Here is a 14,586-nt window from a genome sequence, read left to right on the forward strand (position 1 = left end):
CGGGAAGGGCAGAGCCCACCTGGCTTACACGAGCGTGTCATCTTGGCCTACGTCCTTCGGCCGGCGCGGCGGACCACCGGTTCACCGAAGGAGGTTCTGTGCCGACGACACCTCGGCCCCTGTCCCTGCCCGAGCGTCCCAGTCCGCAGCAGCTCAAGAAGCGGGCGAAGGACTTGCAGCGGGCCGTGCGATCCCAGTCCCCCACCGCTTTGGCGCTGGTCGCCCGACACGCGCCTGAGAGTCTGGAAGATCCGGCCGGATTCACCCTCGACACCGCCCAGTTGGTGATCGCCCGTCTCTACGGGTTCCTGAGTTGGCCACGCCTGCGCGAGCATCTCACCGCGCTCCCCGGGACACCTGGCGACCGGCGCCGTACCGGCACTCGTACGGTGGAGGACTTCTACCGCCTGCGGACCGGGTGGGCCGATGCGTCGGACGTGCGCCGTTGCGCCGCGGCCTCGACGGGTGCGCATCCCGATCCGGCGCAGTGGCTGCCGCTGCTCACCGTGCGGTACAACGGTGTCAAAGTGATCGCGTTCGACTCACCGGCCGGGGCGGTGTTCGCCGAACTCACCCCGAAGCGGGTCACGTTGTCCTCGCCCGCCGGCGAGGCGCCGTCGGCGGGCGAGGGAGCGTCGGTGACCTTCCACAGCGAATTCGGCACGATCGCGGGTGTCGTTGCGCCCGATGTAACCGGCCTGGCCGTGGAGCTGGCCGCGGACCGGCGCCCGCTCGGCTGGACGCTGGTCGCCGACGGCGTGTTCGTCGCACCCAACGCGTTCCTCGTCGGCCCAGCAGGTCTCGTCCTGCGGATCAACCACAGCCCCAGAGGCGAGGTCGTGCCCGCGGCGGCCCTGCCACCGCGCTCGGCCGCCGTCGTGGACCGGCCCGCACCGGCCACGGAGGCCACCGCCCGTCTGATGGCGGCCCTCGCCGCGGCCGACGCACCTCCGATCGTCGATCCTGAGCAGTGGCGGCCCGGCGTCCACGCGGACCTCACACCGACCGAGCAGGTGCGGCTCGGCCGCTACGGCAAGCTACTTGTCTGGCACCGAACCGGTGGGCGGGAGAGCGTCGAGGATCCCTTCGTGTTCGACTTCACCCCTCAGCAGGGCCCGGTCCAGGACTTCGCCGTGGTCGGCAAGAGCATCGCGTTCACACGGATGTACTACGACTTCGTTGACGGGGCCAGCGGCACCATCGCCGTTGTGGGTCTGGTCGACGACGCTGACATCGCCTCCCTGGCCCTGCGCCGTGACAACATGCCCGACCTGCCGGCCCAAATCGCCGGCGGGACATTTCTCATCGCTGGGCCCGACCTCACCGACCTCACCGAGCGCGGCCCCGCCACGGCCGTCCTGGTGTCCCGGGACCACGCCGGCAACGTACGCGAAGAGCTCCTTTACCAGGAGCAGGACTGAGTCTTTCCCGGTAATGGATCACGACGGTGCGTGATCGTTCAGATGATGCGGCCGTACTCGAGCTGGAGCAGGACGAGGGCTGCGGCGGCGATCTTCGTGATGCGGCTGGGGTCGAGGCTGACCCTGCGCAGGGCCTTGAAGGTCGTCTTGAGCAGGGAATTGGCGCGCTCGCACACGCTGTGGATGCCTCGGACGACCTTGTTGTAGGTTTGCTGGGCCTCGGTCAGCTCCCCTCCTGCGGGCTTCTTGACGGAGTGGCGGAAGCCTGGGCCGGCGTTGTCGTAGCCGAGGTCGACGAGGGTCGGCATGCCCAGTTCGGCGGCGATGCGGTCCAGGGCGTCGGTCAGGCCGTGGTGGCGGGCGCAGGTCGTGTCGTGCTCCCTGCCGGGCCGTACTGGCGAGACCCAGATCGGCCAGCCGTCCGGGGTGGAGATGACCTGTACGTTTCCTCCGTGTGCTTGTGTTTTCCGGACCACCACAGGTCTGCGCCGCCTGGGCCGGGGGCGGCGACGCGGTCGGTGCGGATGACGGTGCCGTCGAGGTTCGGATGCGTCAGCCCGGCTGCTTTCGCACGCTCCAGCGCGGTCGCAAGGTCCGGGGCTCCGGCCGCCAGCACGGTCAGGAATCCTCCAGCAGGTTCTGCAGCCGCTGGGCCTCCCGGTGTCGGCGTACTCGCATATGCGGCCCTGGCAAGACTTTCGTGAAGCGGGACTGTGCCACCGCACGCCGGTGACGCTCCGTCGCAGGTAGCGGCGTCGGAGGTGCGCCAAGGACGACGCGGTAGCGCAGGAGCGGAACGCCGGTGCGGTCGGCCATGATCCGTTTCTGGAGCTTCAGGTCCGTGATCCGGCCCCTTGACATGGTCTGACCTGCCCAACAAGGCGCCTGACGTTCCATCAGAACGAGCGTCACGAGCGTCATTTCAGCGTCAAGATATCGCCCGTAACGCCCACACCACACATAACGCGCACACACAAAACCGCAGCTCAGGACAGTTTGGCGACCGGTTCCAGGATCGCAACGCACTCCACGTGATGGGTCTCCCGGAGGAGGAGCAGGCGGGAGTGCACTGCTCGGCCCGCCTCACACCGCGTTCAGCCGCGCAGCGAGCTGCGCTCTGGCGGTGATGTCGAGTTTGGGGAAGATCCGGTAGAGGTGCGATGCCACCGTGCGCGGGGACAGGTAGAGCCGTTCGCCGATCTCGCGGTTGGACAGGCCGTCCGCCGCGAGTCGGGCGATCTGGAGTTCCTGCGGCGAGAGCACGATCCCCGCCGACTGCTCCCTCGACGCGGTGCGTTCGCCGGCCGCCCGAAGTTCGGTGCGGGCCTGGTCTCCCCAAGTACGCGCTCCGATCAGGTCGAAGGTCGTCAGAGCCGTTCGGAGCGGGACGCGTGATTCGGCCACGCGCCGCTGTCTGCGCAGCCACATCCCATAGGCGAGTTCGATGCGCGCCTTCGTCCACGGCCAGCGGATCAGATCCTGGGCGAGTGCTGTCGTGTACAACACCTCGGCCTGGTCGTCCTCGGCCAACACTGCTCTGGCATAGGAGAGTTGGACGTGCAGGGTGGTCGACGAGGTCACGGCGGCCTCTTCTTCGAGGCCGGCGACAACCGCCGCGGCGTCCTCGCCACGTTCGGCGCGTGCGGCGGCCTCGGCCAGGAACATCACGCCGTGGAACCGCTCGGTGGCGTGGTAGCAGGGGTCGCGCGGGTCGAACAGCCGCCGCAGCTCGTCGTAGGCCCTGGCGGGCTGGCCGGCGCTCAACCAGCCGATGCCGCGCGCCAGTTGGACACAGGCCAGGAGGTTGTTCAGCCGTCGGCCGCCGGCGGTCTCCTCGGCCTGTCCGGCGAGCCGCTGGGCCCGTTCGTTGTCGCCGTGCAGTGCCGCGGTGATCGCGCGGAGGGACAGGGTGCCTGTGTCCCAGATGAGTTGGCCGGTCTCGCGGGCGAGATGGGAGCCCTCCTCGGCGGCGGACACGGCCCGGTCCCATTCGCCCAGTTCGAGGCGGCTCACCAGCCCCATGGTGAGTACGTGGGACAGCAGCCCGAGGCGGCCTTGTCCGCGCAGTTTCGTCTCGGCCCGGTCGAGGAACTCCAGGCTGACGACCGGCGACCCGATCGCGTGGGCGGCCATACCCAGCAGCCGCAGGGAGTCGGGGGCAGTGACCGCTGCCACAGTGGCGTTCGAGAGCATCTCCGCTACTCGAGACGACCGTAGAACCGGTTCCGCGACGGCGATCGTCGCGATGAGGCGTGGGTCGTGGCCGACGCCGTCGAGTCCCTCGGTCACGGTCACGACCCGGGCCCGTGCGGCCGGTCCGGTATCGGCCCACCAGCAGCGCAGCGCCGCGCCCAGCAGCAGGTTGAGTGCGAGGTCGTTGTCACCGGCCTGCGCGGAGCGTTGGGCGATGTCGCACAGCTCCAGCACCCTGGCGGCGTCGCCCGGTACGCCGTCGTCGAAGATCTCGCGCAGCCATTCCATCCGTGCGCGGTCCAGCGCGGACAGCGCGTTGCGGGCCGCCACCCCGAGCAGCCGGTCCACGAGGTCGGCACGGCCGAGTTCGAAGGCGTACTCGGCCGCCAGCAGCAGGCGGCGGCCTCGGACCGAGGAGTCGCCGGTCAGTTGGGCCGACCGTTCGAGCGCCGAGATCGCGGCCGTGACCGAGCCGCGGCGCACGCTGATCACGTGGTTCTCTTCGAGTTCGTCGGCCACCTCGTCGTCGGGGCCCACGACCGCCTGGGCCCGGTGCCAGGTACGGCGGTAGGGCTGGTCGGTGAGCACCTCGGCGAGCGCGGCGTTGGCCGCGAGCCGGCGTTGCACCGGCTCGGTCTGGAGGACCCCCGAACGCACCAGGGGATGCCGGAAGGCGACGCTCGTCTCGTCGAGGCGGATCAGCCCGGCCCCGGCGGCGGCGTCGAGGGCGTCGACCGTCACACGGCGGCCGGACATGACCGAGGCCGCCGCCAGGATTTCCGGGAGGGTGTTCTCGTAGTCGACGGAGGCGATGAGCAGCACGTCTCGGGTGAGCTGGGGCAACTCGGTCAGCCGTCCGACGAAGGCTTTCTCCAGCCGTGCGTTCAGCGGCAGGTGTGCCGGGACCGACTCCACGGCCAGAGTCGAGGCCGAGCGCAGGGCCGACGGCAGCTCGACGAGGGCCAGCGGGTTTCCCTCCGCCTGCCGCAGGATCCGGATCCGGTCGGCCGCGCTCAGGCCGGTGGCGGTGACGTCTAGGAGTCGGCGTGCCGCGCTGTCGTCCAGGCCGCCGAGGTTCAGCTCGGGCAGGCCCATGGCGGTCAACGGCCCGGTGTGCCCTTTGCGTATCCCTCCAACGAAGACGATCGGGTCGCTGCCGACACGGCGGGCCACGAACGCCAGGCCCTCGTGGCTGGGCCGGTCCAGCCACTGGACGTCGTCGACCAGGACGGCCACGGGGTACCCGGTCGCCACCTCGGCGAGCAGGTTCAGTACGGCCAGGGCGATCAGAAAGGCATCTGGGGGCGGTCCCTCCTCGACACCGAACGCCGACAGAAGTGCTCTGCGCTGCACGGGAGGCAGGTTGTCGGCATGGCCCAAGATGGGTCTCAGCAGTTGGTGGAGGGCGGCGAAGGGCAGTTGTGCCTCGACCTCCATGCCCGTGACCTGGAGCACTTCGAACCCGCGACCGCGGGCGTGGGCGGCCGTGGCACGCAGCAGGCTCGACTTGCCGATGCCCGCCTCGCCGACCAGAACGATCGCGTCACCCTGCTCGGGAGCCCGGGCGATCAGGCCCGACAGCGCATCCAGCTCGGCACGGCGGCCGAACAGTTCCGCCGAGGTCATCTCTGTCGACATGGCACGAGTCCTCAGACCTACCCGTCAGGCATGGATGGCCATGGCCTGCTTCCCGTCCGCACGTCCGACTTGCCGCCGTCTGTCGCACCCACGGCACGCCGGACGCCGCCGGACCCCGGCTGGTCTCAAATTACTGCATCGGCCCGGCTCACGCCGATCACCCGCGGCTCCCCCGGTGGTCCGGACGGCCCCGAAGGCGCAGTCACGTGACTGAAGCCGACTGCCACGCGCCGGTCCTAGCGTCGGTACATCCGACGGAAGGAAGACCATGTCTCCTCACCTGCGGCGATCCGTCGCCTTGATCCGGAAGCGTCGCGCCGTGACCGCCGCCGCGGGCGCCCTCGTGCTGGTGTTCGCCGGTACCGCCACGGCCTCCGCCACACACACGAACGCGGACATCGCCGCCGGCGGCAGCAAGCCGACGATCGTGTTCGTCCACGGCGCCTTCGCCGACTCCAGCGGATGGAACGCCGAGGTCTCGGCGCTGCAACGGCTGGGCTATCCGGTGATCGCCGCGGCAGACCCGCTGCGCGGCCTGACCGGCGACGCCGACTACGTCCGTTCGATCCTGAAGACGATCAACGGCCCCATCGTGCTGGTCGGCCACTCGTACGGCGGCGCCGTCGTCACCAATGCCGCGCGGGGCGTCCCGGACGTCCGGGCGCTCGTGTACGTCGGCGCGTACGTCCCGGACCAGGGCGAGAGCATCGCCACGGTGCTCGACCCGACCACCTACCCCGGATCCCTGCTCGGGAAGGACACGACGGACGTACGGCCGTTCCCGAACCCGGCGGCGCCGGGCGGCACGGACGCCGACATCTACATCAAGCCCGCCGACTTCCGGTCAGTGTTCGCCGCCGACGTGCCCGCGCGTACGGCCGCGCAGATGGCCGCGACCCAGCGCCCGCTGTCGCTGACCGCCGAGACCCAGGTGTCGGGAGCACCCGCGTGGAAGACGGTTCCGAGCTGGGACCTGATCACGCTCAACGACAAGGCCATTCCGCCGGCCGGGCAGCGATTCATGGCGCGGCGGGCGCATGCTCATGTCGAGACCGTCGGCTCGTCACACGCGGTGATGGTGTCGCATCCCGACGCGGTGGTCAGCATCGTGCTCGACGCCGCCAGGCACTCCGGCTGACCGGCATGTGTGATGTGCGAGAGCGAGAGGAGAGCACACGATGGATCTCGGACTGAACGGACAGGTGGCCGTGGTCACCGGTGCCAGCAGAGGGATCGGGCTGGCGGTCGTACGGGCGCTGATCGCTGAGGGGGTCACGGTCCACGCCGGGGCCCGGCACTCCTCGCCCGAACTGGAGGAACTGGCCGCGACGGGGAACGTGCGGGTCGTACCGGTCGACCTGGCCGAGGCGTCAGGACCTGCGCGGCTCGTCGAGGCCGCGGGTGACCGGATCGACATCCTCGTCAACAACGTGGGATCGGCCCCGGCCCGTACCGGAGGATTCCTCTCGGTCACCGACGAGGAGTGGCTCGCCACCCTGAACCTCAACCTGATGGCGGCCGTCCGTACGACCCGCAGCGCCCTGCCGGTAATGCTCGCCCAGGGACGCGGATCGATCGTGAACATCTGCTCCGTCAACGCGGCGCTCCCCGACCCGGCGGTCATCGACTACAGCGCCTCCAAGGCGGCCCTCGCGGGCTTCTCCAAGGCCCTGTCCAAAGAGGTCGGCCCGAAGGGGATCCGCGTCAACACCGTCAGCCCGGGACCGGTCGAGACCGATCTCTGGTTCGGGGAGGGCGGGGTCGCCGCGACGGTCTCCGAGGCGACCGGCATGAAACCCCAGGACGTCATCGACAACGCCGCGCGGACCACGGTGACCGGCCGCTTCTCCCGGCCCGCCGAGATCGCCGACGTGGTCCTGCTGCTCGCCGCCGACCGGACGGCGAACGTCACCGGCGCCGACATCACCGTCGACGGAGGCTTCATCCCCACCTGGTGAGCACACCGGCGGGCGCCCCCCACCCCACCCGAGGAGTGATCGAACCATGAACGCCATGCGTGCCGTACGAGCCCATGAACGAGGCGGACCCGAGCAGTTGACGTACGAGTCGGCTCCGCGTCCCGAACCGGCCCCCGGCGAGGTCCTGGTCGCGGTGCGCGCCGCGTCCATCACCTCCGGCGAACTCGACTGGGACGCCAGCTGGACCGACAGCTTCGACGGGACGGGGCGCGACCGCACGCCGGTCGTCCCCTCCCACGAGGTCTCGGGAGTCGTGGCCGCGCTCGGTACCGGGGTGACCGGCCTCGCTGTGGGCGACGAGGTCTACGGCCTGATCCCCTTCACCCGCGACGGAGCAGCCGCCGAGTACGTCACCGTCCCCGCGGACGTCCTCGCCGCCAAACCCACCCGGCTGGACCACGACAGCGCGGCGGCCGTCCCCCTCGCGGCACTCACGGCCTGGCAGGGACTGGTCGGGCACGCCGAACTGACGCCTGGCCAGCACGTGTTGATCCACGGTGGCGCCGGAGGCGTCGGTTCCTTCGCCGTCCAGATCGCCAGGGCCCGGGGCGCCCGGGTGACGACCACCGCACTGCCGCAGGACCGGGAGTTCGTCACTCAGCTCGGCGCCGACCACGTCGTCGACTACAGCACCGGCCGTTTCGAGGACCAAGTCGCCGATGTCGACGTCGTGTTCGACGCGGTCGGCGGCGAGACCCAGGCCCGCTCATGGGGCGTATTGCGCCCGGGCGGAACCCTCGTCAGCATCGTGCAGCCGCCGGACCCGGAAGCGGCCTCGGCCGCCAAGGGCCGGGGCGTCTTCTTCGTCGTCGAGCCGGACCGCGCCGGCCTCGACGCCATCACCGAGTTGATCGACGACGGCCGGCTCGCCCCGGCAGTGGACCGGATCGTCCCGCTGGCCGAGACACCGGCCGCGTACGAGGCCCTCGGCAAGGAACACCGTCGCGGCAAGATCGTGCTGCACGTGGGAGACGGCGGCTGACTCGCGTGGGGATACGGCAGGGACGAGTGACGACACCGGTCGAGGGGTCGAGAACATGACGTCTGGTTCAGAGGTGCCGGAACACGGCGGCCTTCCCAGCAGTGGCTACTCCACGGATTCGGCGCCGGCCGGCCGAAGGCGGGCGTACTGGCGCGAGGCACTGTCCCGGACGTTCACCGATGTCGACATCGTCGTCCCCGACGACGTGTACTCGGGCACCATCCGCACCGCCCGGCTCGGACGGCTTCAGGTCGTCACGGTGGAATGCGACTCCCTGCGAGCCGTCCGCACCCCGCGCCTGATCGCCCGGGGCACCACCGAGAACCTGATCGTGCGACTCCAGGGCAAGGGCGTCGCCAGACTCGAACAGGACGCCCGCGAGGCGTACTTGCAAGCCGGGGAGATCGTCTTCTACGACATGACGCGCCCCCACCGGATGGACTTCCCCGAGCGACACCAGACGAAGTCCGTGCTCCTCCCCCGGCGGCTCCTGGGACTGAAGGAGTCCGATCTGCAACGGATCACGGCCACCCCGATCCGCACCGACACGGCGCTGGGCGCGCTGGTGTCGCCCTTCCTGTCCAGGCTCGCGGATGCCGCGGGGTCGTGTCCGCCGCACATCGGTGACCTGCTGGCCCGTAACGCGGTGGACCTCATCACCGGCCTGGCACACGAGCAACTGGGGCGGGAGCCGGCCGCCACCCGCGGCGCCGACCGGGTCATGCTGCTGCGGATGCAGGCGTTCGTCGTCCGGCACCTCGCCGATCCCGATCTGACCCCCGGGGTCATCGCCCGCGCCCATCACATCTCCGTGCGCTACGTCTACAAGCTCTTCCAGCAGGAGGACGTCACGGTGGGCCAGTGGATCCAGCGCCGCCGACTGGAGGAGTGCCGACGTGAACTGGCCCGCCCGGAAGCGGCACGCCGCACCGTGGCTGCCGTGGCACGCCGCTGGGGTTTCACCAGCGCCGCCCACTTCAGCCGGGTGTTCCAGGCGGCCTACGGGATGTCCCCGCGCGAGTGGCGGGACTCAGGCGGCGGCTACGGCTTGAGCACTTCCAGCAGGGCCGGCGTGTCGACGTAGATTTCGAGGTCGGTGATCCGGCCGTTCCGGACGCGCCAGATGTGCGTCTCGGGGACGTCGAACGGCCTGCCGGTGGCGCGGGCGAAACCCCGGGACCGGCCGCTCTGCACGACCCGGTCGCCAGCCTGGTAGAGCGTCTCGGTCTCGACCTCGCTGTGGATCGCGCCCGACACGGCTTCGTAGAAGCGCTGGAATCCGGCGAGCCCCTCGTACGAGCCGCCCCAGGGCAGCTCCTCGGACTGGTGGACGGTGATCTCCGGATCCGCCAGGGCGGCTCCCTCCGGGTTGACCCCGTTGATGAAGTCGTAGACCGCGCGGACCACGGCGAGGTCGTCCTGCGGCTGGTCGGTCAGGGGTGTCGGCACGACGGTTCTCCTTCGATGGGTGCGGTACCACCAGGATCGGTCGGCGGGTTGGGCCGCGCTTCCGTCACCTGACTGTCGCGGCCCGCCAGCTTCACCACGGCGAGGAGCGCGACGAGGACCACCGAGAACAGGTTGATGATCATCATGCTCTCGTCGATGGCGTGCCCGCTCCAGACGGTCCCGGTCGGGTCCGTGACGGCTCCGTCCGGGGCGGCGACGAAGTACGGCACGGAGCTGAGGCCGAGTGCCCCGTAGACCAGGACGGGTTGGAGCAGGGCGCCCCGGTCCTCGGTGTGCACGGGCACACGCGAGCGGGTCAGGTGGACGGCGAAGATCTGGAAGAAGACGTAGGTGACGAGCCACCAGCCCAGGTAGTTGGTGTACGGAACGCCGAACAAGCCCCCGCCGCGCTCCCAGACCCAGATCCCGCCGACGGTGGCAGCGATCGAGTCGCTGCCGACGTCGAACATCGTCATCAGCGCCGCGGCCAGCATCGGCAGCGCCACCGCGTCGATGCGCCGCCGGCCCGTTCGGGTGCGGGTGCCAAGACCCGCGTCGGCCTCATCGAGCAGGGCACTGGCCACCAACCAGCACGCGTACCCCAGGCCGAAGTAGATCGGGCCGATCTGAATGGGGACGTGGATCAACTGGGGTCCACCGGTGTAGTGGTAGTGGCCGAAGGGGAACCCGGTGGAGATGCTGAGGTCCTCGAAGAAGTTGCTCACGACGAGCGTCTCGGCGAGGAAGAAGAGGAGCACTTTCGCGCCGTAGCGCCGGACGCCGTGGACGAGCGAGAACGGGACCAGTACCAGCAGCACCGGGAGCGCGGCTTCCCGCCCGGTCAGCGGTACGGCGAGGGCCAGCGTGACCGCGACGGCGACCAGCAGCCACCGGGCTGCGAGCCAACTGCCCCTGCCCCGGCCGTCGTTGCTCACACCGCCTCCAGTCGGCCCGCGAGTTGGGACCGGGAGGTGATGGCCAGCTTGGGAAAGATCCGGTAGAGGTACGAGCCGATCGTCCGAGGGGAGAGGTAGAGCTTGTCGCCTATCTCCCGGTTGGACAGTCCCTCGGCGGCGAGGCGGGCGATCTGGAGTTCCTGGGCTGAGAGAAGGCCCTGCGCGGAAGGTCCCTTCGCGGAGGTCCGTTCTCCGGCCGCGCGCAGTTCAGCCCGTGCATGGTCCGCCCAGGACCTGGCACCGATCTGGTCGAACGTCGTCAGCGCCGACCGCAGCGGTATCCGTGACTCCGTCCCCCGCCGGTGCCGCCGCAGCCAGCATCCGTAGGCGAGTTGGAGGCGGGCGGCCGGCCAGGGCCAGCGGTTGAGGTCCTGGTTCAGCGCGGCCGTGAAGAGGGCCTCGGCATGGTCGTCGTCCGCCAGGATCGCCTGGGCGTACGAGAGTTGGACGCGCAAGGTCGTCGACGACGAACGGGAGGTCAGCTCCTCCAGACCGGCGATCACTGAACGGGCGTCGTCGCGGCGGCCGGCGTGCACGGACGCCTCGGCGAGGTCCATCACCCCGTGGAAGGAGGCGGTGCTGTGGTGGCAGGGGTCGCGGGGGTCGAAGAGGCGTCGCAGACTCTCGTAGGCCCGCCTGTACTCGCCCACGGCCAACCAGCCTGTGCCGCGGGCGCGTTGTACGACCGACAGCACGCAGTTCAGGCGTCTTTCTGCGGCGGTTTCCTCGGCCTCGTCGGCGAGTCGTTGGGCGGTCTCGTTGTCGGCGCGCAGTGCCGCGGTGACCGCGCGGTAGGCAAGCGTCCCGGTGTTCCAGATCAACTGGCCCGTTTCGTCTGCGAGTTGGCCGCCCTCGGCGGCGGCCATCTCGGCCTGTTCCCATTCGCCCAGTTCGATGCGGCTGACCTGGCCCATGTTGAGTACGTGGGAGAGGAGCCCGAGGCGGCCCTGTTCGCGCAGCCTCGCCTCCGCCCGGTCGAGGAAGTCCAGGCTGGCCACCGGCGAGCCGATGGCCATGGCCGCCATGCCGAGGAGTCGCATCGCGGCGGGGTCGGTAACGGTGTCCACGGTGACCCGGGAGAGGAGTTCGGTGACGCGGGCCGATCGAAGGACGGTTTCCGCGAGAGCGAGCGTCGCGATGTACCGGGCGTCGCCGTCCACGTCGTCCAGCTCTTCGGCCACGGCCACCGCGCGGGCCCGTGCCGCCGGACCGGTGTCGGCCCACCAGCAGCGCAGGGCCGCCCCGAGCAGCAGGTTGAGCGCCAGGTCGTCGTCGCCGGCCCGCGCGGACCGCTGCGCGATGTCACACAGCTCGACCACCCTGGCGGCGTCTCCGGGCACCCCGTCGTGGAAGATCTCCCGCAGCCACTCCCTGCGCGCGCGGTCGAGTTCTGACAGGGCGTTGCCGTCGGCCAGGGCGAGCAGCCGGTCGACCAGATCGGCGCGGCCGAGACCGAACGCGTGCTCCGCCGCGAGCAGCAGCCGCCGTCCGCGCCTCGCGGAGTCGGTGGTCAGTTGCGCCGACCGTTCGAGTGCCGAGATCGCGGCGGCCACCGCTCCGCGCCGCATGCTCAGCACGTGATGAGCGTCGAGTTCGTCGGCGACCTCGTCGTCCGGACCCACGATCGCCTCGGCGCGATGCCAGGTGCGGCGGTACGGCTGGTCGGCCAGTGCCTCGGCGAGCGCGGCGTTGGCGGCCAGGCGGCGGCGCAGCGACTCCGTCTGGAGGACGGCGGAGCGGACCAGCGGGTGCCGGAAGGAGAGGCTCACCTCGTCGAACCGGATCAGCCCGGCCGCCGCGGCGGCGTCGAGCACCCCGACCGTCACCGGGTGGCCCGAGAGCGACGAGGCCGCCGTGAGGATCTCCGCCACCACGCTCTCGTGGTCGACGGCCGCGATGAGCAGGGCGTCCCGGGTCGGGGCGGGCAACTCCACGATCTGTCCGCCGAAGGTTTCCTCCAGCCGTGCGCTCAGCGGCAGGAACGACAGGACGGGTTCGACGACGGGATCACGCGCCGAGCGCGAGGCCGCGGGAAGCTCGACGAGTGCGAGTGGGTTGCCGTCCGCCTGCCGCAGGATCCTGGTCCGGTCGGCCGCGGTCAGATCGGCGGCGGTGGCCTCCAGCAGTTCACGTGCGGCGCGCTCGTCCAGCCCGCCGAGCCGCAGCTCCGGGAGGCCCACGGCGGCGAACGGTCCGGTGTGTTCTTCCCGCATCGCCGCGATGATGACGATCGGGTCGCTCCCGATCCGCCGGGCCAGGAACGCCAGCACCTCGTGACTGGGCCGGTCCAGCCACTGGATGTCGTCGACCAGGACGGTCATCGGCCGCCGGGCCGAGATCTCCGTGAGCAGGTTCAGCGCGGCCAGCGCGATGAGGAAGGGCTCGGGAGAGGGCGCGTCCTCGGCACCGAACGCCGACGCCAGCGCCCGGCGCTGCAACGCGGGCAGCTTGTCCGCATCGTCGAGGAACGGACCGAGGAGCTGATGGATTCCGGCGAACGGCAGCCGCGCCTCGGCCTCCGTCCCGGTGGCCCGCACCACGCGGTGCCCGGCGCCGCGGGCGTGGTCGGCCGCCGTGCCCAGCAGGGCCGACTTGCCGATGCCCGCCTCGCCCCGGACGACGATCGCCGCGCCGTGTTCCGGGGCCCGGTCGATGGCGTCGGACAGCGCTCTCAGCTCCTTGTGACGCCCGACGAATTCCGAGGCCGTCATCACGCCGCCTTTCTGCCGGGCACGGCCCCCACCTGCTGTCCGATGCGGAAGCAGTCCGCGCGCTCTCCTGGAACACTAGGAGCGAGGCGTTCGTGCGGATTGGCTGTCTGTGCACAGGTCTTGCCTGAGGCTGCACCGGCCGCGATCTCCGCTTCGGCACGGGAATCATGGGTTCGGCCCTGGACGGCCTTGGAGGAACGGTTGGGAATCATCCTCGACACGGCTCGGCTACCCGCCCGTGACCGGGCGGAGGCGGTCGGCGCGGCCATGAAGTACGCGGCGGTCCCCTGCCATGTGATCCACGAGGACGCCGATCTCGGCATCCGCACCCGGATGGAACTGTGGCAGCTCGGCGACGTCAAGATCTTCTCGACCTGGTCGTCCGGCCTGCGGCTCCTCCGCACGCCCAAACAGGCCCGCCAGGACGCCGCACCCGTCGTGGCGCTCTCCGTCCAGAAGCTCGCCGACGGACGTCAGGAGCAACTGGCCTGCCGGCGTCTCGTCCCGCCCGGGGAGATGCTGGTGATGGACCTGTCCGCGCCCTACGACTTCAGCTGGTCCGGCGAGGGAGCCGTGGGCTGCGTGCAGGTCCCCATCGAGGCGCTCGGCCTTCCGGTCGACGTCGTCCGGCGGGCTGCCCAGCACCTCCCGACGAGTCCCCTGTACCGCCTGGTCACCGACCACATCAGCCAGGTCACCCAGGACGCGGCGCGGCTCAGCGACCACCCGGCCGCGGTGACCCTGGGCACCACGGTCACCGAACTGGCCATGGCGCTGCTCGCCTCGGCCGCGGAGGACGAGCGGTACTCCCGCCCTGTGCTCGCCGAAACGCTCCTCACCCGCATACGCGCCCACGTGCGGAGCCACCTCACCGATCCCGAGCTGGGACCGGTCTCCATCGCCGCCGCGCACAACATCTCCGTACGCCACCTGTACAAGATCTGTGCCCAGGCCGATCTCAGCCTCGAACAGTGGATCATCGGCCTGCGGCTCCACGGCGCGCGGGAGGAACTGGCCCGTCCCGACAGCTCCCGGCGAAGCGTCTCCGCGATCGCCCGGCAGTGGGGATTCCGCGATCCCGCCCACTTCAGCCGCCGGTTCCGCGCGGCCTACGGGCTGTCACCGAGCGAGTGGCGACGCGCGGCCCTGTCGGCCTGAGGGCGGCGGCCACCCGTCGGCGGCTTCAGTCGCATGACTGAAGCGGGCACCCGCGCGGTGTCCATAGTCTCGTCCCGTCAATGGCGACCAGACGAGGAG

The 14,586-nt window shown here is 70.6% G+C and carries 10 protein-coding genes and 1 pseudogene; 6 read left to right on the forward strand and 5 right to left on the reverse strand.

Going from position 1 to position 14,586, the window contains the following annotated elements; translation table 11 throughout:
- Positions 1–98 precede the first annotated feature (98 nt).
- Positions 99–1,421 (forward strand): hypothetical protein, encoded by a 1,323-nt coding sequence (locus tag ACNFOC_RS02815; protein ID WP_416956214.1) that lies wholly within the window; start codon positions 99–101, stop codon positions 1,419–1,421.
- Positions 1,422–1,459: 38 nt separating this feature from the next.
- Here ACNFOC_RS02815 and ACNFOC_RS02820 read toward each other — a convergent pair.
- Positions 1,460–2,043 (reverse strand): annotated as a pseudogene (locus ACNFOC_RS02820) (HARBI1 family protein); the annotation flags it as partial.
- A gap of 461 nt (positions 2,044–2,504) precedes the next feature.
- Positions 2,505–5,252 carry an AAA family ATPase gene (locus ACNFOC_RS02825; protein ID WP_416956217.1) on the reverse strand — a complete coding sequence of 916 codons (2,748 nt, stop codon included), beginning with the start codon at positions 5,250–5,252 and terminating at the stop codon, positions 2,505–2,507.
- A 319-nt stretch (positions 5,253–5,571) separates the two neighbouring features.
- Between ACNFOC_RS02825 and ACNFOC_RS02830 the strand changes: the two genes are divergently transcribed.
- From ACNFOC_RS02830 to ACNFOC_RS02845, 4 genes are read left to right on the forward strand one after another with little or no spacing between them, the layout of a single operon-like run.
- Positions 5,572–6,390 carry an alpha/beta fold hydrolase gene (locus ACNFOC_RS02830; protein WP_416956219.1) on the forward strand — a complete coding sequence of 273 codons (819 nt, stop codon included), beginning with the start codon at positions 5,572–5,574 and terminating at the stop codon, positions 6,388–6,390.
- Between the two features lie 40 nt (positions 6,391–6,430).
- Positions 6,431–7,210 carry an SDR family NAD(P)-dependent oxidoreductase gene (locus ACNFOC_RS02835; RefSeq protein WP_416956221.1) on the forward strand — a complete coding sequence of 260 codons (780 nt, stop codon included), beginning with the start codon at positions 6,431–6,433 and terminating at the stop codon, positions 7,208–7,210.
- Positions 7,211–7,256: 46 nt separating this feature from the next.
- Complete coding sequence (locus tag ACNFOC_RS02840) at positions 7,257–8,213, forward strand: NADP-dependent oxidoreductase (RefSeq protein WP_416956224.1); 957 nt, start codon at positions 7,257–7,259, stop codon at positions 8,211–8,213.
- 55 nt (positions 8,214–8,268) lie between these two features.
- On the forward strand, positions 8,269–9,297 hold the full coding sequence (locus ACNFOC_RS02845) for an AraC-like ligand-binding domain-containing protein (RefSeq protein WP_416956227.1): 1,029 nt from the start codon (positions 8,269–8,271) through the stop codon (positions 9,295–9,297).
- Here the strand turns inward: ACNFOC_RS02845 and ACNFOC_RS02850 are convergent.
- The 3 genes from ACNFOC_RS02850 to ACNFOC_RS02860 are packed head-to-tail and all read right to left on the reverse strand — an operon-like array spanning position 9,255 to position 13,329.
- Positions 9,255–9,662: a nuclear transport factor 2 family protein gene (locus tag ACNFOC_RS02850; protein ID WP_416956230.1), complete on the reverse strand. Its 408-nt coding sequence runs from the start codon at positions 9,660–9,662 to the stop codon at positions 9,255–9,257. The genes ACNFOC_RS02845 and ACNFOC_RS02850 overlap by 43 nt on opposite strands.
- Entirely contained in the window at positions 9,647–10,597 is a 951-nt protein-coding gene (locus ACNFOC_RS02855; protein ID WP_416956232.1) for a carotenoid biosynthesis protein, read from the reverse strand. The genes ACNFOC_RS02850 and ACNFOC_RS02855 overlap by 16 nt, the downstream gene beginning before the upstream one ends.
- The gene (locus tag ACNFOC_RS02860; protein WP_416956234.1) at positions 10,594–13,329 is read right to left on the reverse strand and encodes a helix-turn-helix transcriptional regulator; all 2,736 of its coding nucleotides are present in this window, start codon (positions 13,327–13,329) and stop codon (positions 10,594–10,596) included. Before ACNFOC_RS02860 ends, ACNFOC_RS02855 begins: the two co-directional genes overlap by 4 nt.
- 201 nt (positions 13,330–13,530) lie before the next feature.
- On the opposite strand from ACNFOC_RS02860, the gene ACNFOC_RS02865 reads away from it, so the two are divergent.
- Complete coding sequence (locus ACNFOC_RS02865) at positions 13,531–14,487, forward strand: helix-turn-helix domain-containing protein (RefSeq protein WP_317887697.1); 957 nt, start codon at positions 13,531–13,533, stop codon at positions 14,485–14,487.
- Positions 14,488–14,586: the final 99 nt, after the last annotated feature.

Source organism: Streptomyces colwelliae, from assembly GCF_048158785.1.
Classification (GTDB): domain Bacteria; phylum Actinomycetota; class Actinomycetes; order Streptomycetales; family Streptomycetaceae; genus Streptomyces.

What these genes read in the sequence shown, in the direction of transcription:
- ACNFOC_RS02825 (WP_416956217.1), bottom strand. Translation starts at nt 5,252, where the DNA reads ATGTCGACAGAGATGACCTCGGCGGAACTGTTCGGCCGCCGTGCCGAG.
- ACNFOC_RS02835 (WP_416956221.1), top strand. Translation starts at nt 6,431, where the DNA reads ATGGATCTCGGACTGAACGGACAGGTGGCCGTGGTCACCGGTGCCAGC.
- ACNFOC_RS02840 (WP_416956224.1), top strand. Translation starts at nt 7,257, where the DNA reads ATGAACGCCATGCGTGCCGTACGAGCCCATGAACGAGGCGGACCCGAG.
- ACNFOC_RS02845 (WP_416956227.1), top strand. Translation starts at nt 8,269, where the DNA reads ATGACGTCTGGTTCAGAGGTGCCGGAACACGGCGGCCTTCCCAGCAGT.
- ACNFOC_RS02860 (WP_416956234.1), bottom strand. Translation starts at nt 13,329, where the DNA reads ATGACGGCCTCGGAATTCGTCGGGCGTCACAAGGAGCTGAGAGCGCTG.